Below are 21,467 nucleotides of genomic sequence, written 5' to 3'. Positions count from 1 at the left end.
TCGTGTCAATCAGCGTTGGCAGCGAGCGCCGACCGGTCCGGATCGTGTCCGGAGACGGTTTCGACCTCTCTGACGATGACGTCGGTGACGTCGACCCGGTCGGCGAGCAGTCGTTCGCGTCGGCGGTTCCACTTCTCGTCGTCGGCCTCTTCGACGATCGACACCGCCCGCTCGAGCGATCGAGCGTGGCGGTTCGTGCCGTTGAAGTTGAAGACGAGGCCGTAGTTCTCCTCGAGTTCGGTCGTGTAGCCGAGCTCCAGGGAGTTGACGTACACCGCGGGCGTGCCGAGCACCGCGGCTTCGGAGGCCATCGTCGCGCCCTCGCCGACGAAACAGTCGGCGTACGCGAGCAGGTCGTGCATCCGATCCGGCGACGTCGTGAGCCGGTTGGATTCGAGTTCGGGCGGAAGGGGGACCTCCGAGGTGATCAGCACCTCGGCGCCGGCGTCCTCGAGGCGCTCGACGGCCTCGATCGGATCGTCGAAGCCGCCCTGGCCCACGTCGTGCGAGGAGTCCCAGCTACTCAGACGCATCACGACGAACGTATCGTCGGGCTCCAGTCCGGCCTCCTCGAGGATCGCGGGATCGGGCTCGAAGCGGTCGGGGTGGAGGTAGGCGAGTTCGTGGTAGCCCGCGTACTCGACCTTCTTCGAGCCGATGTCGCCGTCGTAACACTCGGGCGTGCAGATGACGTCTGCGAACGGGTAGGCGAGTCGCTTGATGATCGTCGCGTGCTCGGTGTCGTAGAAGACGACGCTCTTCGCGCCGACGAGTTTCGCGACGTGAGCCGCGGCGACGCCGCCGATTGCGGTGATCACGTCCGGATCGATCCGGCGCGCTCGCGCGAGCAGTCGCGTCTCGTAGGTCGCCTGGACCGCCGCCAGCGAGAGCAGCGAACTCGACTCGCCGGCCAGGATCTCGTGGTCGATGCCGTAGAACTCGAGTAGGTCGGTGACGACCTCGTTCTCGCGCGCGAAGACGTGAACGTCGTGGCCCGAGGACTCGAGTTCCGCGATGGCGTGCTTGAAGAAGTGGACGTGCCCGGGATGCTGGATCGTCACGATGGCACGCATCTAGCGACGCACCCCATTCCCCGCGTTTTTGGTGGCGTCGATTCCCATCGCGGCGAGGAACACGACCGCGCTCGCGACGAACGTGAATCCTGTGGTGAGCAGTTCGCGAGGCGACGTTTCGCCTCCGAGGGCGTTCATGCCAGCAGCGGCGGTGAACGCGACGGCGCCGATCAGCGACGCGATGCCGATCAGGTAACTGAGTGCGGCCGGGTCGCTTCGGTCGTCGGCGAGTTGCGCTTTCATCCGCCGGAGGAAGCCGCGAAGCAGCGTCACCGAGGTGGTCGGGATGAACCGCTTGTACTCGATGGTGCTCTCCTCGTCGGCGTACTTGGCGGGCATCGAGACGTCGGCGACGCGCATGTCCGCGATGTTCAGTCTGACGAGCAGGTCGTTGGGATACTCGTGATCGTCAGGCAGCGACTCGATATCGACCGCCGACAGCGCCTCGTTGGAGATCGCGGTATAGCCGTTCTGCGGGTCCTGGAGGGTCCAGTAGCCGCTCGCGATCTTCGTCAGTTGGGTCAACGTCCAGTTGCCGAACAGACGGAACGGCGGCATCTCCTTGCGGTCCTCCCGGTCGGCGAGCCGGTTCCCCTTCGTGTAGTCGGCCTCGCCCCCGACGATCGGGTCCAGCAGCCGCGAAAGCTGGTCGGGATCCATCTGGCCGTCCGCGTCCATCGTGGCGACGACGTCTATTCCGTCATCGCGTGCGCGGACGTAGCCGGTCCTGAGTGCCCCGCCGGCACCCTGGTTCTCCTCGTGACGGATCGCGACGACCTCCGTTCCTTCGACCGTTCCGCCGTCGGGGATCGAGGCCGGTGTCGCGGCCCGTTCGTCGGCAGTCGAATCCGCGCGCTCTTCGCCGGTGGACTGGGTCGAAGCGGCCGCGTACTCCTGGATGATCCCCCAGGTCCCGTCCGTCGAACGGTCGTCGACCGCGTAAATTCGATCGACGAACGCGGGCATGGTCTCGAGCACCTCGCCGACGTGCGATTCCTCGTTGTACGCCGGCACGATGACGCCGACCGTGTTTCCGCGATACATTATACCCCCCGGTAGATGAGTCCTTCAGCGGTCGCCTCGTCGGCGTCGAACGCTCCGGCGACGTCGACCAGCGCGGCGTCGTCGTTGAGCGACGTCGACAGCTCTCCGAGGTCGAGGTCGTCGAACTCGCTGTGCGGCGTCGCCAGCAGGACGCCGTCGAACTCCTCGAACGAGAGCGAGTCCTGGACGTCGATGCCGAACGACTGCTCGACGGCGTCGTCGTCCGCGTGCGGATCGTAGCCGACGACGTCGACGTCGAACTCTTTCAGCTCGTCGATGACGTTCGCGACCTTCGAACTCCGGATGTCGGCGACGTTTCGCTTGTACGTGAGTCCGAGGACGAGCACGCGACTGTCTCGAAGCGTCTTGTGGCCCTCGTTGAGCGCCTTGATCGTCAGGTCCGCGACGTGCTCGGGCATCGACTCGTTGACCTTCCGGCTGGACAGGACCAGCTCCGGGTCGGCACCCACCTGCTTCGCGCGGTGGGCGAAGAAGTACGGATCGACCGGAATGCAGTGTCCGCCGACGAGCCCCGGCCGGTAGTCGTGGAAGTTCCACTTCGTCCCCGCCGCCTCGAGCACCTCGTGGGTATCGAGATCCATCTCCTCGAAGACCATCGAGAGCTCGTTCATCAGCGCGATGTTGACGTCGCGCTGAACGTTCTCGATGACCTTGCTCGCCTCGGCCACTTCGACCGACGAGGCGCGGTGGACGCCCGCGTCGACGACGGACTCGTAGAGCGTCGCGACGTCCTCCCGGACAGCCTCGTTCTGCCCGCCCACGACCTTGACGACGTTCTCGAGCGAGTGTTCTCCGTCACCCGGCGTCGCCCGCTCGGGCGAGTAGCCGACGAAGAAGTCCTCGCCGGCCTCGAGCCCGGAGGCGTCCTCGATAGCCGGGGCGAACACCTCGCGCGTGACCCCCGGGTAGACCGTCGACTCGAGAATTACGGTGGTTCCACGCTCGACGTGCTCACCGACGGTTTCGGCGGCGCTCTTGATGAACGCCAGGTTCGGTCGCTCCTCCTCGACGGGGGTCGGAACCGTGACGAGCACGTAATCTGCGTCACGGATCGCGGCGTCGTCGGTCGTGTACGTAACGTCACCGTCGAGGATATCGTCGTCCGAGAGGTCGCCGGTCGTGTCGACCCCGCTTTGCAGCGTCTCGACCTTCGAATCGTCGACGTCGAATCCGACGACGCGGTAGTCCGCCTTCGCGAACCCGACCGCGAGGGGGAGTCCGACGTATCCGAGACCGACCACACAGACCGTCGCGTCCTGGACCCGCTCTTCCACCGATTCCTCGAGGAGGACCTCTCCGTCCGGCTGACTGTCTGTCTGATGATCGCTCTCTGGCCCGTCCGTTCGTCTCTCGGTGTCGCTAAGTGGTGGGGTCATAGTGGTGTGTCACGCGCCCGACGCACGGTCGACGCCTGTGCGTCGGGCTGCTGTGTCAGACGCCGTTCGAGACGGCTGACATGCCTCGAGTGGGACAAGACAGCGTCACTGGTTTACTATATAGCCGATAAACTGTCCCGTCCGACGCCGTTCGGATACATCAACGGTCTACGCACCGCTCGCCCACTGTTCGGCCTTGGTTTCGTTTCTCATGGGCTGAGCCCTTATCTCGGCCTTAAGCGAATCTGTTTGACCGCATAATGAAGTTGGATGTCATTATTGTACCCAGATACGACCGATGTGAATATGTTCTCTCACGTTCGGTCATACCCGAATCTAGCAACCATGGAGCCCAGCACGACCGATATCGTATCCGCATCCGTCTTCAGCGACGCACTGTTCACCGACGGAGACCCCGCCACAGCGTTGGTTTCGGCCGCCGACAGCGGGACACTCCGTCCGGCAGCGGCCGCTCCCGTCGTCGATCGGGGCGTCTCGCAGGTCGTTCACTTCCTGAACGCCCCCATCTGGGAGTTCGCACTGGTGGCCGCCGCGGTCTTGATCATCAGCGTACTCATCGGGGCGCGTCTCATCGAGGCGCTGTCGAACCGCGACCTCGACCTCGATCCGATGGCAGCACTGTCGGGTCAGGAGACAGCCGACGAAACCGACGAGCCGGTAGACGACGAGCCAACGCACACGTACGAAGCGTACATCTCACCAGACACGCCGGACGAGTTGCTGAGTGACAGGGGACAGATCATCCGGATACTCGTCGAGAACGACGGTCGGACGTACCAGTATCGCATCGTCGAGGAGACGGGCTGGTCGAAGTCGAAGGTCAGCCGTCTCCTCTCGGAAATGCACGAACGGGGCGAGGTCGGTAAGGTTTCGGTCGGTCGTGAGAACGCAATCGTCCTCGCGGACCACGGTCCCGACGGATCCGATCAGGCCGACGACCCGTCGGTCGCCGTCAGAAAGTCGCCGCAGTAACCAGATCGTTGCTGCGCAGTCAGCGTCGCTGGTTCTCTCCACCTTCCGCTCGCTTCCCGTTCCTTCTCGGTGCCCGACGTGCGGATTTCGACCGAACGATTACGAACCGTTCTGACCGGTAGTCACGCGGACGCTGGTCGAACGACTACGCCAGTCTCGAGTGGTGATCGAAGCGCAAAAGCGCATCCGATATCTGTCACACGAACGTTCCCGGCGCTCGTCTATCGGCGCTCTTCGAAGACCACTGTTTACACAGAACTGCCGTTTCAACGAATTCGTCGGGCTATCGTGACAGTATCGCTCTGGATGCCGGTCGTATCGACGCCGATCGACAGGGTTGCGGAGTCAACGGCTGTACGCTCCTTAGTGGTCGAATAAGGTCACGTAACGCGCGTGAAACAGAGTGCGCGCGTGCGTCAGCGGTCGTTTTTCGCCCCGTAGCACCCCCCGGACGACCGAGATCGTTCGTTCCGAGAAGGAAGTAGCACGTCTAACCATCACACACTCGCATAATTCTTCTGACCGTTTCTGGAAAAACTTCGGAAACACTCGTCTCTCGCTACTTATCCGATCCATAGTAATGGGCGTTGTCGGACATCTACGGAGTACGCACCGGGTCGACGCTCAGGGACAGAAGGCCCGGGAGGAATACATCTATGACACGCTACAGGACTGCACGCCACACTGGCGTACCGAACCGACGTTCGATCACCGCGACTCGGACGGCCTGCTCTGCTCGCTCTCCCTCCCCGGTCGTAGCGACCGTAGCTCCGGAGGTGTCACACTAATGTGCGGAATCATCGCGCGAATCGGTTCCGACGACGCCGCCGACTCGCTGCTGACCGGTCTCGAGAACCTCGAGTACCGCGGCTACGACTCCGCGGGGATCGCCGTCCAGAACGGCTCGGGCGTGAAAGTCCACAAGACCTCCGGTGAGGTCTCCGACCTGAAGTCGAAGCTGAACTACCTGCCGAGCGGAAACGTCGGCATCGGCCACACTCGCTGGAGTACCCACGGCCCGCCGACCGAGGAGAACGCACACCCGCACACGGACACTGCCGGTGACGTCGCCGTCGTTCACAACGGCGTCATCGACAACTACGACGAACTCCGCGAGGAGCTCAGCGAGAAGGGCCACGTCTTCAAGAGCGACACGGACACCGAGGTCATCCCGCACCTCATCGACGAGTACCGCGGCGAGATGTCGACCGAGGAGGCGGTCCGTCACGCAGTCGACACGCTCGAGGGCAGCTACGCCATCGCGGCGATCGTCGACGGCGAGGACCGCGTCTACGCGGCCCGGAAGGGCTCCCCGCTCGTCCTCGGACTCGGCGCTGACGAGTGGTACCTCGCGAGCGACGTCCCCGCGTTCCTCGACTATACGGACGAAGTGATCTACCTCGAGGACGGCGACGCCGTCGTTCTCGAGCCGGAGTCGTACGAGATTACCGACCTCGAGGGCGAGACGATCCACCGCGAGGTCGACACGGTCGACTGGGATCCGGAGGACGCCGGCAAGGGCGAGTACGACCACTACATGAAAAAGGAGATCCACAGCCAGCCAACCTCGCTCGCGAACACGATCGAGGGCCGCGTCGAGGACGGCGAGGTCGACCTCGAGGCGCTGCCGGCCGGCTCCTTTACGGACGTCGAGGAGGTCCAGTTCGTCGCCTGTGGAACGTCCTACCACGCGGCACTTTACGGCGCTCAGCTGCTGAAGGCATCCGGCGTCCGGACCGAAGTGATCCGCGCGAGCGAGTACGACTCCGCTTCGGGGCCCGTCGACGAGGATACCCTGACGATCGCCGTCACGCAGAGCGGCGAGACCGCGGACACGCTGGGCGCGATCCGTGAGGCGAGCGATCGTGGCGCGCGAACGCTGGCCGTTACGAACGTCGTCGGTTCGACGATCGCTCGCGAGACCGACGACGCGATGTACATCCGCGCCGGTCCGGAGGTCGGGGTCGCCGCGACCAAGACGTTCTCCTCGCAGGCGGTCTCGCTCGCGCTGGTCAGCCAGCGCATCGCCGCCGACGTTCCGCACGGCACACCCGTCGACGACCTCGAGGAGATGCTCGCGGACCTAGAGGACCTCCCCGAGCACGTCGAAGAGATCCTCGAGACCACCGACGCCGAACGCCTCGCCAAACAGTTCATCGACAGCGAGGCGTTCTTCTTTATCGGTAACGGCCTCGGCCACCCCGTCGCGCTCGAGGGGGCGCTGAAGTTCAAGGAGATCACCTACGAGCACGCCGAAGGGTTCGCGTCCGGCGAACTCAAGCACGGACCGCTGGCGCTCGTCACGGAACAGACCCCGATCTTCGCGGTCTGTACCGGCGGCGACGACGACAAGACGAAGACGAACGCGATCGAGGCCCAAACCCGCGGCGCGTCGATCATCGCCGTCTCGCCGGACGACCACCCGGTCGTCGACGCGGCCGAGGTCCACCTCTCGGTCCCCGACACGCATCCCGTCTGGGCCGGACTGCTCGCGAACGTCCAGCTGCAACTCGTCTCCTACTACGCCGCGGACCTGCTCGACCGACCGATCGACAAGCCGCGCAACCTGGCGAAGAGCGTCACCGTCGAGTAAGGCTACCGCCGTAGCGGTCATCCTCCCGCGCTGACTGTCTCTTTCCGCGTCGGTCCGATTTTCGTCGATTCGGTGATTTTGCAGCGGTGTTCCGCGGCTACTCTGTCGTTGATTTTCCGGCGTCGCCCGTAGAGCAACGTTCGTCGCTCGCGACTCCTCGAACTACCGCTGCCGGCCGTTCGTCGTCGCCAGAACGAACGGGGAACGCCGACTGCTCGGGTCGTCGGTCCCCTCGAGCCTCCCGTAGGCTCGAATGTACGCACGCGCCCGTACATCCCGGATGATGGTCAGCGGCCGGTTTCGGTGGCCGCAACTGGTCCGCCGACGGGTCGGCGTCGCTCTCGCAGTTGGTGACCGGCCAGTCAGCGGTTCCCGCGCAAGGAGTCGCTACCGGCGCTACGTTGATTACGTCCCGACTACGGTGAGGTGGGTTTACTGCGACGAGCAGGAACCGTCACGTCGAAGTCCGGACAGTCCCCCTCGGACTCGGCGCGACCGACGATGCCGGAAGCGTCGACCTCGAGCGACCCGCGGTGATCGTCGCGAGTTCGCCACCGGGCGGGAGCGCTACTCCCGTCGCTATCACGGACCGTCGATGTCGATCCGACGGACGGTCGCCAGCGTCTCAGTGGACTGCTCGCTCATCGGGACGAACGACAGGACCGATCGAAACGCGTCGTCTCTCCTCCTGTGAGCTGCCGGACGAGTCAGCGCAGTGCGCCGCGAACTGTCGAGCCGTGCCGTACGTTTCGGACCGGCTCGAGACCGTAGCCGTGCAGGTGTCGTCGACGACCGCTTCCGAGAGATCCGTCGACGCCTCGGATTCGAACGTCGAGACGGGGTCAGCAGCTGTCGACCGAGTCGTCGTCGTCACTACCAGTGCGATCGAACGAGTGAGAACGCCTCGAGGACAACAATCGTTGGACCGGTATTAAAGCAGTTAGATCCGCCGGACGACGTCAGTTGTTGACGGAGGAGAACCAGCTGTCGTCATCGTCCTCGTCATCCCCGTCGTCTTCCTCGCTGTCGCCATCTGTCTCGTCGTCACCTTCCTCGTCATCGGCACCGTCACCGCCGTCGTCGGTTCCGTCACCGCCGTCATCCCCGCCGTCGTCGGTTCCGTCACCGTCGTCAGCGCCACCGTCGTCGTCGTCAGCGTCGTCATCGCCGCCTCCGAACGGATCGTCATCCGCTTCGTCGTCGTCACTTTCGTCGTCATCGGTACCGTCACCGCCGTCATCCCCGCCGTCGTCGGTTCCGTCATCGTCGTCAGTGCCACCGTCGTCGGCGCCGGAGTCGTCGGAACCGTCTTCGTCGTTCCCGCCGGTGTCGTCGGTTCCGTCGCCGCCGCCTCCGTCGTTTCCGTCGCCGCCACCGCCTCCGTCGCCACCGTCGTCGGCGCCGGAGTCGTCGGAACCGTCTTCGTCGTTCCCGCCGGTGTCGTCGGTTCCGTCGCCGCCGCCGCTTTCGTCTCCACCGTCGCTCTCATCACCGGCGCCGTCTCCGCCGTTTCCGTCGTTGGGTTCCTCGTCGTCTCGAGTATCGGTTTCGTCGGGATCCTCGTCGATATCGTCGGTGTCGACGCCGGTGATCGCCTCGTCGATGCTCGAACCGCTCGCCGCGAGTGCGATCCCGGCGACGAGAAACGCGATGCCGGCGACGACCAGCAGCAACTGTGCACCGGTAGAGACTGATCGTGCCTCCTGCTGTTGACTTGGATGGCTCATAGTACTGTCTCCGGTAGTTCTGACGCGGCGTTCGTCTCACGTCGGAACGCTGGCGACGCTCGAGGGCGATCGGAGACGGATCGAGGTGCGATCGTGACGTGCGGGGCTCCACGACGCTCGTGATCGCGAGCCGTGCTGGCAGACGAGCCGTAGATCCAGCTCGTCGATGCCGCTCGCGTCACGCCGTGGCTCGTCGAGTACACATCGGCAGCGATACACGCTGTGGCGCCGGCAGCGATACGTGCTGTGGCGCTCGTCTGTGTGCGGTCCGCGTGCCACGACGAGATACCTGGTCCCATCAAGAATCCTATTCTGGAGTATAGCGCTTCATTATACAGGTGTTAAACGGATTCTCGAGTTCGACGGCCCGTCCGGCCATTTACCGTTGCTCGAAGTAAACGGCGCTCGGCGGGCGTGACGTTTTAGGACGAAAACCGCCAGAGTGGGCTCCGTTAGCCTCGATCGAGTCGAACCGCCTGCAGTTCGCGCATCGCTCGCAAACAACTAAGTAACTTCGACAGCGAGGTGAAAGTAATGGCAGACGACCCCGAGGAGGGGATGTTGTCGTGGGACGAGTCCGTGTTCCGAAACGAGCACGTCTTCGAAATCGACTACGTTCCCGAGACGTTCAAGCACCGCGAGGGCCAGACCCAGAACCTCACGTACGCGTTACGGCCAGCGGTGCGCGGCTCGCGACCGTTAAACGTTATGGTTCGAGGACCGCCCGGGACGGGGAAGACGACGGCGATCCAGAAGCTGTTCGACGAGGTCGGAACCCAGACCAGCGACGTGCGCACGATTCGCGTCAACTGTCAGGTCAACTCCACCCGCTACTCGGTGTTCTCGCGGCTGTTCGAGGGAACGTTCGACTACGAACCCCCCTCTTCGGGCATCTCGTTCAAGAAGCTCTTCGGGCAGATCGCCGAAAAGCTCGTCGAGGACGACCGCGTGCTGGTCGTCGCCCTCGACGACATCAACTATCTCTTCTACGAGAACGAGGCCTCCGACACGCTGTACTCGCTGTTGCGGGCCCACGAGGAGTATCCCGGCGCGAAGATCGGCGTCATCGTCGTCTCCTCGGATCCCACGCTCGAGGTCATCGACGAACTCGACTCGCGCGTCCAGAGCGTCTTCCGCCCCGAGGAGGTCTACTTCCCGGTGTACGGCCAGTCGGAGATCGTCGACATCCTCGCGGAACGGGTCGAGCGCGGCTTTCGCGACCGGGTCATCTCGCGGGACACCCTCGAGCACGTGGCCGACCGCACGGCCGAGAGCGGCGACCTCCGGGTCGGAATCGATCTGCTGCGGCGGGCGGGGCTCAACGCCGAGATGCGAGGCAGTCGCACCGTCGAAATGACGGACGTCGAGCAGGCCTACGAGAAGTCGAAGTACATCTCCCTCTCCCGGAGCCTCTCCGAGCTCTCGGACACCGAGCGGACGCTGCTCGAGGTCATCGCTAACAACGACGGCGGCCAGGCCGGCGAGGTGTACGAGACCTTCCACGAGGAGTCGGAACTCGGCTACACCCGCTACTCCGAGATCGTCAACAAGCTCGACCAGCTCGGACTGATCGACGCCGACTACGCCGACATCGAGGGGCGCGGTCGCTCGCGCTCGCTCTCGCTGTCCTACGAGAAGGACGCGGTGCTGGATCGGCTCGAGTGAGCCGGCAGTCCGACGTCTTTCCCGGACGCGCTCGCCGAATCACGAGCGACTCTCGATAGAGAAAAATCAATCGGGTGGATTTTCGTTCGATCACGGGCTTCCACACGAAAGCCCCGCACACTTGTCGTTGCTGACGCTACACCGGGCACTATGATCGGCGCACTCACCGTCGGCAAAAAGGCTATCACGTTCGGCTACAAGCGCTTCGGAATCCCGGGAGCCGTCGCCTCCGGCGGGATCGCACTGGCGGGGTACGTGGCCGTTCGTCGGGCGCTGCAGTCGGCCACGGGATCGGACGACGTCGATTCGGCTATCGACGCGACGACGATCGAATCCGCGGTCGAGAACGGGGGGATGGACGCAGTCACCGACTCGGACGTGCTCGACGAGGCGATCGATCGGGACGAACTCGATTCGGGGGTCGAGATGGACGACGTCCAATCCTCGGTCGAGGACGAGACCGACGCTTCCGACGGCGAGATCGACGACTCCGACGAGGAAGACGACGGAAACGCCGACAGTTGATACTGTCGGACAGAACTATTCACAGATCGATTGCACTCGAACGGTCGTCGCCGGCGGCGACGACCCGTGAAACGCGACCGAGTGTTCACTGACGTTCGTCCGACAGTATGAGCGACGGCGCTCGAGCGAAACGCGACCGGTCTCGCGTGGGTCGAGAACGTTACTGATCGAGGAGCGTTCACAGTCACCGATACGACGGAGACGACGGTTGGATCGACGGCGGAACGAGTGAACCGGGAGCGTAGATGCCCCAGCATTGCATCGTTCGTCCGTCCAGTCGAAGACGCGTACCAACAACAGTTCCTCTCGGACCGCTCCCGTTCCGTTGCGTAGTGCTGGGCCATGGCTTAACCGCTGACGCGTCGAACCAGCAGCTATGCCCTCGCTCCTGTGTTACGGCTCGTACGGCTTCGTCGGTGACCTGATCGCCCGCGAGGCGATCGACCGAGACGGGGACCTCGTCCTCGCCGGTCGCGACCGCGACCGACTCGCCGAGCAGGTCGACGAACTCGGCCAACCGGGTCGTCGGTTCGACCTCGAGGATCCGGCGACCGTCGCGGACGCGCTCGAGGACGTCGACTGCGTCCTGAACTGCGCCGGCCCGTTCTCGAACACCGCGGAACCGCTCGTCGAGGGCTGTCTCCGGAGCGCGACGGACTACGTCGACATCACCGGAGAGATCCCGGTCATCGAATCGATCCGGGGTCGAGACGAGGAGGCGATCGACGCCGACGCGACGCTGCTCCCGGCCGCCGGCTTCTCGACGGTCCCGCTGGACTGTCTCGCCGCACACCTCGCCGACCGGCTCCCGGACGCGACGTCGCTCGCGCTCGGCGTCGACTCGTTCCGGCCGCCCTCCATCGGAACGGTGAGGACGGTGATCGAGGGGGCCGATACGGGCGGCGCGATCCGTCGCGACGGCCGACTCGAGCGCGTGCCGACCGCGTGGCGAACGCGGGAGATCGACTTCGGCCGCGGCACTCGCCCGGCCGTCACGATGCCGATGGGCGACGTCTCGACCGCACACTACACGACCGGCATCCCGAACGTCGAGGTGTACGCGCTGATGCCCGAACCCGCTCGGACCGCGCTCAAACTCCACCGCTACCTCGCCCCCGTGCTCGGACTGAAGCCCGTCCAGTGGACGCTGAAGCAACTCGCCGGTTTCGTCCGCGAGGGTCCCGCAGAGTGGTCGCGCGAGCGCGGCTCGGCCTATATCTGGGGCGAGGCGCGTACCGACGACGAGCGCGTCGTCTCCCGCCTACGGACGCCCGACCCGTACATCCTGACCGTCAACGCGGCCGTGACGGCGGCCGAACGCGTCCTCGCCGGCGACGCCGATAGCGGGTTCCAGACGCCGGCCGGCGCGTTCGGCGCCGACTTCGTCCTCGAACTCGACGGCGTCGAGGGCTTCTTCGACGAGTCGGAACCGGACTCGTCGTCGGCGATCAACCCGCTACTGCGGTAGCGTGTCTGGGACGTAGTCGACCGTCGCGGGTCGAGCGCGGACTCGTCGTCACCGGAACCGGCAGTCGCTGGTCCGATCCCCACGGCGGAATCCGTTCAACGATCCCGTATGGTACGTCACGACTTCTACGATTCCGTCGAACAGCGAGCGAACCTCGCCGACGAGACCGACGCCCAAAACGCGACGCAGGCGGTCGTTTCCTCGCTCGGCGAACGGATCGACGAACACCGGTCCCGCCGGCTCGCGGACGACCTGCCCCGAGAGATCGACGACCACCTCACGGGAGGCGAGTCCGGACAGCAGTTCTCCGAAGAAGAGTTCATCTCGCGGGTAAACCAGCGCACGGAGACGGTCGACGTCACCGGCGAGCATGCAACGACCGCGGTCCTGGGAACGACGCTCGAGGCCGTCGACGAGAGCGAACGCGCTGCCGCCGTCGACCAGTTCGAGCACTACGGGTTCGAGGAACTGCTCTCGGAGACGGACACCGAGGTCGACGTCACCGACCGAACGCCGCGGGAGCGGTAGTCTAAGCCTGGTCGACGCCTTCGCGGTAGTCCTCGGCCGTCTCGAGCGCGTTTTCGATCCGGTCTTTCGTCGTGGCGTCGCTGGCGGCCTGGCTGAGCTGGCGGAGCCGGTTGAGGTGTTCGTCGAGGATCGCGTGATCGGGTTCGTGGTCGCCGATCGTGTAGTCCTCGAACGCGTCGACTTGCTCGCGGAGGTCGTCGCGGAGGCCGTCGTCGTCGGCCGCTTTCGCTGCCTTTTCGAGTTCGTCGCGAACCTGCTTGAGTTCCTGAGCCATATACGAGGCAAGCACGACTCGACCCATAACAGTTAACGTGGCAACTGAGCGCGATCCCGACGTGCCGGGTCGAACCGTCGGCGAATCGCGTTCGAAGGCGAGGTCGAGGTGGGGGAGGCGTTCTACACGATCGCGGCGACGTCTCCGATTACCTCGCCGTTCCCGCCGGAACGTACACGCTCTCGATCCGACCCGCGGGCGATCCCGACACCGAAGTGGCGACGTTCGACGTCACGCTCGAGGCGGGAACCCTCTACACCGGCTACGCGATCGGCTACTTCGAGCCGCGAAGGACGTGACGGACCGAGATTTTACCGTAGAGCTGACGGTCGACGGGCCGATGGCCGACGAGGAAGACGAACGGCCGGTCGACGAGAAGGACGAGAAACCGGGCGACGAGAAGAACGCGAAGGACGAGCCGCCCGACGACGACGAGAAACCGGCTGCCGACGGGAAGGAGAAGCCGGAAGCTGACCACCAGTGTTAGGCTCGAGTAACGAACCGTAACCGACGTACCGGTTCGGCGTCCGGTCCCTTCTCGAACCGTTTGTCCGACTCGACGTTCACACCGTTTTCGACGCCCCTCAGCCGTAGGCGACGACGTGCCCGTGCTCGGTTCCCGCGACCAGCAGCCCGTCGACCGCGGCCAGCGACGTCACCTCGGCCACGCGGACGCTATCGCCGCGGGGCTCGCGCTCCCAGCGGACGTCGCCAGTTGCAGGATCGATTGCGGCGAGACCGGGAGCGTCGGGTTCGCCGCCGACGAACAGGGTGTCTCCGGCGGCGGCCAGAACCACCGTCACCCCCCACTCGGTCTCGAACTCCCAGTCGATCTTCCCCTCGGCGTCGACCGCGAGCAGCTCGTTCGGCCCGTCGGGAACGTCGTCCCAGTCGCCGCGACCGACGTGGAAGATCGCCCGGTCGTCGACGATTACCGGAGACGTGACGTGCGTGTCGGGATACTCGTGGGTCCACTCGAGGTCCCCGCTGTCAGCGTCGTACGCCTGCAGTCGTTCGCCCTCGTCAAACGGCCGGGGTTCGACACCCGAGAGAACGCGGTCGCTCCAGACGACCGGCGGCTCCCCGTTACCGCTACCGGACGATTCCCACAGCGTTTCCAGTTCGCTATCGGTACCGAGACGAACCGGCGCGCTCGGCGACTCGTACGCGGTGACGGTTATCCCGCCCTGAAACAACCGATCGCCGTCGATCGCGACCGCACCCCGCTCGGAGACGCGCCAGCGCTCGTCGCCCGACTCGGCGTCGTAGGCGGTGAGTCCGTTACCGTCCCCTCGGTAGAGGGTGTCCCCGTCGAACAGAAGCGGCGCTCCGTACGTTCTGGCATGCCGTTCCTCGTCGATCGCCCAGCGCCGCTCGCCGGTCTCGAGGTCGTAGGCGGCGACGTACTGCCCGTCCGACGTCGTGTACACCGTTTCGTCGCCGAGCGCCACTGCAGCGACGTCCGCGTCCCTGTCGTCGACTTTCCACCGAACGTCGCCGGTCTCGCGCTCGAGCGCGACGAGACTGTCGCTCGCCTTTCGCTCGCTGCCCGCGACCACGACGTCCTCGCCGACGGCGAGCCCGTCGATGCTGCGAACCGGCGACTCGGGCTCGAATCGCCATCGTTTCTCGGGATCGTCGGGGACGGTCGCGTCGGCGTTGTGGCCCGTGTTCTCCAGGTCGTACCGCGAGAGCCGCCAGGTGTCGGGGTCGGTCTCGAAGCTGTCGAACGAGTGGCCGCTCGAGAGGCAGCCGGCGACGGCGGCGAGTCCGGCCGCCGTTCCAGCGGCGAGCACGGTGCGTCGGGAGGGCATGCGCGACAGTCTACAGGTTCCGCACATATTCTTTCTGGTCGGATGTCATGACTCTCGAGAGCGCTCGCGCGCCGCATGCGAGCGCGTAAAGTATCTCGAGTCCCTGATCTCGATGATGAGTGACTCTCGAGGTCCCCTCCAGCCGGATCGTCCCGAGGCCGACCACCCGTTCGAGGTCGACGCGCCGTTCGACCCGGCGGGCGATCAGCCCGAGGCGATCGAGCAACTCGCCGACGGGTTCCGGTCGGGAATGGAGAAGCAGACGCTGCTCGGCGTGACGGGATCGGGGAAGACGAACACCGTCTCGTGGACCATCGAGGAGGTCCAGAAGCCGACCCTCGTCATCGCCCACAACAAGACCCTCGCCGCCCAGCTGTACGAGGAGTTCCGGAACCTCTTCCCCGAGAACGCCGTCGAGTACTTCGTCTCCTACTACGACTACTACCAGCCCGAGGCCTACGTCGAACAGACCGACACCTACATCGACAAGGACGCCTCGATCAACGACGAGATCGACCGCCTGCGCCACTCCGCGACGCGCTCGCTGCTGACTCGCGAGGACGTGATCGTCGTCGCGAGCGTCTCCGCCATTTACGGACTGGGTGACCCGCGCAACTACGTCGACATGTCGATGCGACTCGAGGTCGGCGAGGAGACCGGCCGCGACGAGCTCTTAGCGCGGCTCGTTGACCTGAACTACGAGCGCAACGACGTCGACTTCACGCAGGGGACGTTCCGCGTCCGCGGCGACACGATCGAGATCTACCCGATGTACGGCCGCTACGCCGTCCGGGTCGAACTCTGGGGCGACGAGATCGACCGCATGGTCAAGGTCGATCCGCTCGAGGGCAAGACCCAGGGCGACCAGCAGGCCGTCCTCGTCCACCCGGCGGAGCACTACTCCATTCCCGAGACGAAACTCGAGCGCGCGATGGACGAGATCCGCGACGATCTGGACTCGCGGATCAGCTACTTCGAACGCCAGGGCGACATGCTCTCGGCCCAGCGCATCGACGAGCGAACCACGTTCGACCTCGAGATGATGCAGGAGACGGGCTACTGTTCGGGCATCGAGAACTACTCCGTCTACCTCTCGGATCGCGAGTCAGGGGAGGCGCCGTACACGCTGCTGGATTACTTCCCGGACGACTTTCTGACGGTGGTCGACGAATCCCACGTGACCCTGCCCCAGATCCGGGGCCAGTACGCCGGCGACAAGTCCCGGAAGGACTCGCTGGTCGAGAACGGGTTCCGACTCCCGACCGCCTACGACAACCGTCCGCTCACCTTCGAGGAGTTCCAGGAGAAGACCGACCAGACGCTCTACGTGTCGGCGACTCCGAGCGACTACGAGCGCGAGGAATCGGACCAGATCGTCGAACAGATCGTTCGCCCGACCCACCTCGTCGACCCCGAGATCGAGGTCTCGCCCGCCAGCGGCCAGATCGACGACCTCATGGATCGCATCGACGAGCGGATCGAGCGCGAAGAGCGCACCCTCGTTACGACGCTGACCAAGCGGATGGCAGAGGATCTGACCGAGTACCTCGAGGAATCCGGCGTCGACGTCGCCTACATGCACGACGAGACCGATACGCTGGAACGGCACGAGATCATCCGCTCGCTCCGACTCGGCGAGATCGACGTCCTCGTCGGGATCAACCTCCTCCGGGAGGGGCTGGACATCCCCGAAGTCTCGCTCGTCGGCATTCTCGACGCCGACCAGGAAGGCTTCCTGCGCTCGGAGACGACGCTCGTCCAGACGATGGGACGTGCGGCCCGCAACGTCAACGGCGAGGTCGTTCTCTACGCCGACGACCCCTCGAGCGCGATGGAGTCGGCCATCGATGAGACTCGGCGACGCCGCGAGATTCAACAGGAGTACAACGAAGAACGCGGTCTCGAGCCGACGACCATCGAGAAGGAGGTCGGCGAGACGAACCTACCGGGGAGCAAGACGGACACCACCGAGATCTCCGGTCGCTCTCTCGAGGACGAGGAGGAGGCCGCCCGCTACCTCTCGGAACTGGAAGATCGGATGGAGGAGGCGGCGAGCAACCTCGAGTTCGAACTCGCGGCCGACATCCGGGATCGAATCCGGGAGGTGCGCGAGGAGTTCGAACTCGAGGGTGAGGACGAGGGGATCGCGCCGCCGGCCGAGGAGTTCTGATTTCGAGGGATACGACGACCGCCGAACTCACTCGCGCCGGTGTTCGTCGCGCGTGCTGTGCTCGTTTCCGCGATCGCCGCGGTCGTCACCTCGCAGGTGCTCGATCGCGTGCAGTTCGACCACCGGCACGACCTTGGCGACGGTGAGGAAGAACAGCGTGACCATGCCGATCGTGCCCGTCACCGAGGCGATCTCGATCCAACTCGGGAAGTAGAGGCCGGGGGTCGCCCCGTAGATATCGAAGCTGGGGTGGAAGAACCCCTCGACGACGAAGAGGATCTTCTCGAGCAGCGTCGCGGTGAGCACCATGAGACCCGCGACGACGGCTCGCTTCTTGGCGAACAGCGACGGTCGGATCGCCTGCGCGAAGATGTACGTGAGCACGAGGAAGACCAGACCCATCGCGGTGAGGTAGATGGGATGACCCAGCCTCCCTTCCGCGGCGTGACCCACGTCGACGGGCGGCTTGAAGAGGCCGGTCACGTTCTGCTGGAGCTGGAGCCAGAGGAAGAGGAGACAGAAGAACCCGAGCCAGAGCAACAGTCCTCGGAAGACGTCGTCGGTAATGATGTGATCCCAGTCGTACCCCCAGCGGAAGGCGTACGAGAGCAGTATCACCCCGCTGATCGCCGACGTCAGGGCGATCGTGAGGAACTGCGGCCCCTGGACACCGCCGTACCACGTCGGATACGTCGGCAGCACCGCGAACAGCCACGGAATCACGCCGCCGTGGAGCAACAGCGGTGCCATGATGATGATCGCGAGCGCGAGCCACCAGACCATTCGCTGGACGATCTCGTCTTCTTGCTCGGTGTAACCGATCGTCAACCCCCTGTAGACCGGCTCGAAGTGATCCGGCAGCTGATCGCGGAGTCGGGTCACGTCGTAGCGCAGGGTGAGTCCGAGGTAGGTCGCCGTCAGCACGAAGTAGGCCGTGATGACGGTCACGTCCCATACCAGCGGCGAAGCGTGGACGGTGATGTGGTAGTGTCCGAGGACGCTCGTGACCATCCGGTCGGGGCGGCCGAGGTGGATGACGATGTAAAATCCCGCGGCGGAGAGTCCGGCGATCGTCAGGAGCTCGGCCATGCGCGCGACCGGCATGTACCGCTCCATCCTGAGCAGTCTGACCGCTGCGGAGAGAATGATTCCGCCGTGGGCGATCCCGACCCACCAGATGAACGCACCGATGTACACTCCCCAGGTGACGCCGCCGCCGGTCCCCCAGTCGGAGAGCCCAGTGACGACCATCCCCTCCGCGAGCTGATATGCCCAGCCGATGAGGAAGAGGACGAACGCTAGCCCGGCGATTCCAACCAGTACGAAGTACGTCGTCGACGTATTCTTGATCGGACGGAGAATGTCAGCTTCTGACGGCGTTTTCGTTCCCATTGTGAGAGTCGTTCACACCCTCACGCGAAGCGGTCACTTCCATCCGTTCGGTGAATATGCAAGCCTCTTCTTTTGTCGCCGATTCCGCGCGCGATCCGTGGACTACAGTTCGAGGGTGTAGACCACCTCTCGCCGCTGCTCGTCGCCGATCTCGACCTCGCCGTCGCCGGTTCGCTCGAAGCCGAGTTCCTCGTAGAAGGCCCGGCCTCCGTCGTTGGAGGCCAGGTCGATCGCTCGCATCCGGTTCATGTTGAAGTCCTCGAGGTCGTCGCGCAGGCGTTCGTGCAGCGCCGTCCCGATCCCCTCGCGCTGGTGGTCGGGATGGACGTACATCCGCAGGACGTCGCCCTCGTCGTCCTGGACGACGCCGTGGGTGAAGCCGGCGACGCCGTCATCGGTCTCGGCGACGAGCATCACTGTTCCGGACGTCGAGAGCGCGCGCTCGAGTTCCTCGTCGGCGTACCAGTCGTCGATCGTCTCGTCGACGACGTCACTCGAGAGTTCGTCGTAGGTGTCGTGCCAGGCGTCGCGGGCAACCTCGCGGATCGCCTCGCGGTCGTCTGCGGTAGCTGGTCGGATCTCCATAGCGCGTGCTACGGTAGCGAGAACCAAAGCTGTACTCGCAACTCGAGTTGCACCAGTGCAACCTGCGTTACGTCTGGACGTCGAAACCGCGCTCGCGAAGCAGTTCCGGCACCCTGTTCCGGTGGTCGCCCTGCAGTTCGACGCGCCCCTCGTCGACGGTGCCGCCGGTTCCGACCGACGATTTGAGCTCCGAGGCGATCGATTCGATTTCCGATTTCGGGAGGTCGAACCCCTCGATGATCGTCACCGGCTTTCCGTACCGCCGTTTTTCCATTCGAATCGACAGCAGTTGTTCCGCGGCCTCGAGGTCGCCGTGGCTGTCGAGTTCGTCGAGCAGGTCGTCGATCGGGTCGTCGTTGGACACGTACTGTACTACGCTCGCCAACAGCATAGGACTGTGCACCGTCCGGGTTTTCGACTCGTCTCGAGGCGACCCGATCGGACCCGGAGCGAGTCCGAGTCAGTCGTCGGCGGGAACCTCTTGATCGGTCGTGTCGGCGAACGGCTTCGCGACGATTCCCTTGCGCGCTGCGTCCCACTCGGAGAGGCCGTAGACGAGGCCGACGAGGATCGTCACGCCCGCCGGCAGCAACACGAGCGGCGTGAGGCCGGTGAAGCCGTAGGCGAGGTAGACGAGCATCGCCACGAACATCACCGTCGCGGCGTAGTAGATCTGCGTTCGGACGTGGTCGATGTGGTCGGCGCCGGCGAACGTCGACGAGAGGATGGTCGTATCGGAGATAGGCGAGCAGTGGTCGCCGAAGATCGCTCCCGAGAACACCGCGCCGACGGCGACCGCCAGCAGTTCGGGCGACTGGCTCCCGATCTCCCACGCCATCGGAACGGCGATGGGAGTCATGATTCCCATGGTCCCCCACGAGGTGCCGATCGAGAACGAGATGATCGCCGCGGAGAGCACGATCACGACCGGCAACAGTGCCGGCGTGATGATACCCTCCGTGACGCTGGTGACGTACTCTCCCGTTCCGAGTTCGCCGGCGACGGTTCCGATCGACCACGCCATCACGAGGATGCTGACGGCGTTGAGCATGACCGCGAATCCGTCGATGACGGTCTCCATCGACTCGTTCAAGTCCATCACGTCGTCGTACAGTGCGAGGGCGATCCCCATCACGAGCATGGCGAGCGAACCCCAGACGAGCGCGCCGATGAAGTCCATGTTGTCGACGAGGTCGATGAGGGCGTCGGAGTCGGTGAACACGTCGGCCGGTCCGGCGTCGATCGCCGAGAAGCCGGTGTAGAGCGCACCGGAAATGACGACGAGCACGAGCACCGCGACGGGCACGACGAACGACCGGAGTCGAGGGTTGTCGGAGGCCATCTCCCCGAGGTCGTCTTTCATACTCTGGAGCGGCTGGGCGCCGTCGCGGTTGACCTTGCCCGTGGTCTGGGCGCGCGTCTCCGCGTCGAGCATCTCGCCGAAGTCCCGGCGGGTGAGCACGATCAGCAACACCATGACGATCGCCAGCAGGCAGTAGACGTTGAACGGGATCGACCGCAAGAACGTCGCCACCGCGCCGGGCGTCTCGCCCTCCAGTGCCGGGAGTTCGTTGTCGATGAGGCTGATCTGGAAAGCGACCCAGCTCGAGATGCCGAACGTGGCGACGGGCGCCGCCGTCGAGTCGAGGATGTACGAAAACTTCTCCCGCGACATGTTCATCTGGTCGGCGATGTCCTTCATCGCCGAGCCGACGATCGCCGTGTTGGCGTAGTCGTCGAAGAACCAGAACAGGCCGAGCACCCACGAAGCGACGCCGACCTTCCGGTGGGAATCGACCCGCGAGGTCGCGTAATTGGCGACGGCGATCGACCCGCCCATCCGCCAGATGAGGGCGATCGCGGCGCCGATGAGCATCGTGAAGAGGATGATTTGGGCGTTGAACTCGTCGGCGATCGACCCGATGATCCAGTCGACCGCCTGTACGCCGCCTGACAGCGGCAGTACGACGTAGTCGACGATCCCCTCGGCCCCCCTCGAAGCGAAGAGCGCGCCCCCGACCCAGATGCCGATAAACAGCGATAACAGCGCTCGACGAGTAACGATGGCGAGTGCGATCGCCAGCAACGGCGGTACCAGCGACAGTGCTCCGAATTCTGATGCCATGCTAACGCGCTTCACACCTATTGTATTTAAAATATTTCGTAATCGGCCGACTTTCTCGCCTCAAACGCCGTGTACCGCGTATTTTTCACCCTCG

Annotated in this window: 17 protein-coding genes and 1 pseudogene; 8 read left to right on the top strand and 10 right to left on the bottom strand. The window is 64.7% G+C overall.

The window, feature by feature from the left end; genetic code table 11:
• Positions 1 to 5: 5 nt before the first annotated feature.
• Genes NED97_RS18780 through NED97_RS18770 form a run of 3 tightly spaced genes read right to left on the bottom strand, consistent with a single transcriptional unit; the run spans position 6 to position 3,514 of the window.
• Entirely contained in the window at positions 6 to 1,073 is a 1,068-nt protein-coding gene (locus NED97_RS18780; protein WP_252488533.1) for a DUF354 domain-containing protein, read from the bottom strand.
• Positions 1,074 to 2,117 carry a glycosyltransferase family 2 protein gene (locus NED97_RS18775; RefSeq protein ID WP_252488532.1) on the bottom strand — a complete coding sequence of 348 codons (1,044 nt, stop codon included), beginning with the start codon at positions 2,115 to 2,117 and terminating at the stop codon, positions 1,074 to 1,076. It abuts the gene before it with no gap.
• A complete protein-coding gene (locus NED97_RS18770) occupies positions 2,117 to 3,514 on the bottom strand; it encodes a nucleotide sugar dehydrogenase (RefSeq protein WP_252488531.1) in 1,398 nt (465 codons plus the stop codon). The genes NED97_RS18775 and NED97_RS18770 overlap by 1 nt, the downstream gene beginning before the upstream one ends.
• A gap of 345 nt (positions 3,515 to 3,859) precedes the next feature.
• Here NED97_RS18770 and NED97_RS18765 point away from each other — a divergent pair, with 345 nt between their 5' ends.
• Positions 3,860 to 4,507 carry a helix-turn-helix transcriptional regulator gene (locus NED97_RS18765; protein WP_252488530.1) on the top strand — a complete coding sequence of 216 codons (648 nt, stop codon included), beginning with the start codon at positions 3,860 to 3,862 and terminating at the stop codon, positions 4,505 to 4,507.
• Between the two features lie 787 nt (positions 4,508 to 5,294).
• Positions 5,295 to 7,100 carry a glutamine--fructose-6-phosphate transaminase (isomerizing) gene (glmS, locus tag NED97_RS18760; RefSeq protein ID WP_252488529.1) on the top strand — a complete coding sequence of 602 codons (1,806 nt, stop codon included), beginning with the start codon at positions 5,295 to 5,297 and terminating at the stop codon, positions 7,098 to 7,100.
• Between the two features lie 959 nt (positions 7,101 to 8,059).
• Here the strand turns inward: glmS and NED97_RS18755 are convergent.
• Positions 8,060 to 8,827: a hypothetical protein gene (locus NED97_RS18755; RefSeq protein WP_252488528.1), complete on the bottom strand. Its 768-nt coding sequence runs from the start codon at positions 8,825 to 8,827 to the stop codon at positions 8,060 to 8,062.
• Between the two features lie 534 nt (positions 8,828 to 9,361).
• Between NED97_RS18755 and NED97_RS18750 the strand changes: the two genes are divergently transcribed.
• The 4 genes from NED97_RS18750 to NED97_RS18735 all read left to right on the top strand — a co-directional run bounded on the left by NED97_RS18750 (position 9,362) and on the right by NED97_RS18735 (position 13,013).
• Positions 9,362 to 10,492 carry an ORC1-type DNA replication protein gene (locus NED97_RS18750; protein WP_252488527.1) on the top strand — a complete coding sequence of 377 codons (1,131 nt, stop codon included), beginning with the start codon at positions 9,362 to 9,364 and terminating at the stop codon, positions 10,490 to 10,492.
• Between the two features lie 150 nt (positions 10,493 to 10,642).
• The gene (locus NED97_RS18745; RefSeq protein ID WP_252488526.1) at positions 10,643 to 11,017 is read left to right on the top strand and encodes a hypothetical protein; all 375 of its coding nucleotides are present in this window, start codon (positions 10,643 to 10,645) and stop codon (positions 11,015 to 11,017) included.
• Positions 11,018 to 11,393: 376 nt separating this feature from the next.
• Complete coding sequence (locus NED97_RS18740) at positions 11,394 to 12,485, top strand: saccharopine dehydrogenase family protein (RefSeq protein ID WP_252488525.1); 1,092 nt, start codon at positions 11,394 to 11,396, stop codon at positions 12,483 to 12,485.
• A 108-nt stretch (positions 12,486 to 12,593) separates the two neighbouring features.
• Complete coding sequence (locus NED97_RS18735; protein WP_252488524.1) at positions 12,594 to 13,013, top strand: DUF2267 domain-containing protein; 420 nt, start codon at positions 12,594 to 12,596, stop codon at positions 13,011 to 13,013.
• 1 nt (position 13,014) lies between these two features.
• Here the strand turns inward: NED97_RS18735 and NED97_RS18730 are convergent, their stop codons facing one another.
• Positions 13,015 to 13,287, bottom strand: a complete 273-nt coding sequence (locus NED97_RS18730; protein WP_252488523.1) for a DUF7553 family protein — start codon at positions 13,285 to 13,287, stop codon at positions 13,015 to 13,017.
• A gap of 134 nt (positions 13,288 to 13,421) precedes the next feature.
• On the opposite strand from NED97_RS18730, the pseudogene NED97_RS18725 reads away from it, so the two are divergent.
• Positions 13,422 to 13,774: pseudogene (locus NED97_RS18725) on the top strand (DUF4397 domain-containing protein); the annotation flags it as partial.
• A 97-nt stretch (positions 13,775 to 13,871) separates the two neighbouring features.
• Here the strand turns inward: NED97_RS18725 and NED97_RS18720 are convergent.
• Positions 13,872 to 15,101, bottom strand: coding sequence for an outer membrane protein assembly factor BamB family protein (locus tag NED97_RS18720; protein ID WP_252488522.1), 1,230 nt, complete (start codon positions 15,099 to 15,101; stop codon positions 13,872 to 13,874).
• Between the two features lie 115 nt (positions 15,102 to 15,216).
• On the opposite strand from NED97_RS18720, the gene uvrB reads away from it, so the two are divergent.
• Complete coding sequence (uvrB, locus tag NED97_RS18715) at positions 15,217 to 17,271, top strand: excinuclease ABC subunit UvrB (RefSeq protein WP_252488521.1); 2,055 nt, start codon at positions 15,217 to 15,219, stop codon at positions 17,269 to 17,271.
• A gap of 27 nt (positions 17,272 to 17,298) precedes the next feature.
• Here the strand turns inward: uvrB and nrfD are convergent, their stop codons facing one another.
• The 4 genes from nrfD to NED97_RS18695 form a co-directional block, all read right to left on the bottom strand.
• Positions 17,299 to 18,663, bottom strand: a complete 1,365-nt coding sequence (gene nrfD / locus NED97_RS18710) for an NrfD/PsrC family molybdoenzyme membrane anchor subunit (protein ID WP_252488520.1) — start codon at positions 18,661 to 18,663, stop codon at positions 17,299 to 17,301.
• Between the two features lie 102 nt (positions 18,664 to 18,765).
• Positions 18,766 to 19,248, bottom strand: coding sequence for a GNAT family N-acetyltransferase (locus tag NED97_RS18705; RefSeq protein ID WP_252488519.1), 483 nt, complete (start codon positions 19,246 to 19,248; stop codon positions 18,766 to 18,768).
• 67 nt (positions 19,249 to 19,315) lie between these two features.
• A complete protein-coding gene (gene yciH, locus NED97_RS18700) occupies positions 19,316 to 19,612 on the bottom strand; it encodes a stress response translation initiation inhibitor YciH (RefSeq protein ID WP_252488518.1) in 297 nt (98 codons plus the stop codon).
• A 96-nt stretch (positions 19,613 to 19,708) separates the two neighbouring features.
• On the bottom strand, positions 19,709 to 21,373 hold the full coding sequence (locus tag NED97_RS18695) for a Na+/H+ antiporter NhaC family protein (RefSeq protein ID WP_252488517.1): 1,665 nt from the start codon (positions 21,371 to 21,373) through the stop codon (positions 19,709 to 19,711).
• Positions 21,374 to 21,467 lie beyond the last annotated feature (94 nt).

Origin of the sequence: Natronococcus sp. CG52 (genome assembly GCF_023913515.1) — an archaeon.
Lineage (GTDB): Archaea > Halobacteriota > Halobacteria > Halobacteriales > Natrialbaceae > Natronococcus > Natronococcus zhouii.
This window is presented reverse-complemented; position numbering and strand designations above follow the sequence as displayed.

What these genes read in the sequence shown, in the direction of transcription:
- NED97_RS18780 (WP_252488533.1), bottom strand. Translation starts at nt 1,073, where the DNA reads ATGCGTGCCATCGTGACGATCCAGCATCCCGGGCACGTCCACTTCTTC.
- NED97_RS18775 (WP_252488532.1), bottom strand. Translation starts at nt 2,117, where the DNA reads ATGTATCGCGGAAACACGGTCGGCGTCATCGTGCCGGCGTACAACGAG.
- NED97_RS18770 (WP_252488531.1), bottom strand. Translation starts at nt 3,514, where the DNA reads ATGACCCCACCACTTAGCGACACCGAGAGACGAACGGACGGGCCAGAG.
- NED97_RS18765 (WP_252488530.1), top strand. Translation starts at nt 3,860, where the DNA reads ATGGAGCCCAGCACGACCGATATCGTATCCGCATCCGTCTTCAGCGAC.
- glmS (WP_252488529.1), top strand. Translation starts at nt 5,295, where the DNA reads ATGTGCGGAATCATCGCGCGAATCGGTTCCGACGACGCCGCCGACTCG.
- NED97_RS18755 (WP_252488528.1), bottom strand. Translation starts at nt 8,827, where the DNA reads ATGAGCCATCCAAGTCAACAGCAGGAGGCACGATCAGTCTCTACCGGT.
- NED97_RS18750 (WP_252488527.1), top strand. Translation starts at nt 9,362, where the DNA reads ATGGCAGACGACCCCGAGGAGGGGATGTTGTCGTGGGACGAGTCCGTG.
- NED97_RS18745 (WP_252488526.1), top strand. Translation starts at nt 10,643, where the DNA reads ATGATCGGCGCACTCACCGTCGGCAAAAAGGCTATCACGTTCGGCTAC.
- NED97_RS18740 (WP_252488525.1), top strand. Translation starts at nt 11,394, where the DNA reads ATGCCCTCGCTCCTGTGTTACGGCTCGTACGGCTTCGTCGGTGACCTG.
- NED97_RS18735 (WP_252488524.1), top strand. Translation starts at nt 12,594, where the DNA reads ATGGTACGTCACGACTTCTACGATTCCGTCGAACAGCGAGCGAACCTC.
- NED97_RS18730 (WP_252488523.1), bottom strand. Translation starts at nt 13,287, where the DNA reads ATGGCTCAGGAACTCAAGCAGGTTCGCGACGAACTCGAAAAGGCAGCG.
- NED97_RS18720 (WP_252488522.1), bottom strand. Translation starts at nt 15,101, where the DNA reads ATGCCCTCCCGACGCACCGTGCTCGCCGCTGGAACGGCGGCCGGACTC.
- uvrB (WP_252488521.1), top strand. Translation starts at nt 15,217, where the DNA reads ATGAGTGACTCTCGAGGTCCCCTCCAGCCGGATCGTCCCGAGGCCGAC.
- nrfD (WP_252488520.1), bottom strand. Translation starts at nt 18,663, where the DNA reads ATGGGAACGAAAACGCCGTCAGAAGCTGACATTCTCCGTCCGATCAAG.
- NED97_RS18705 (WP_252488519.1), bottom strand. Translation starts at nt 19,248, where the DNA reads ATGGAGATCCGACCAGCTACCGCAGACGACCGCGAGGCGATCCGCGAG.
- NED97_RS18695 (WP_252488517.1), bottom strand. Translation starts at nt 21,373, where the DNA reads ATGGCATCAGAATTCGGAGCACTGTCGCTGGTACCGCCGTTGCTGGCG.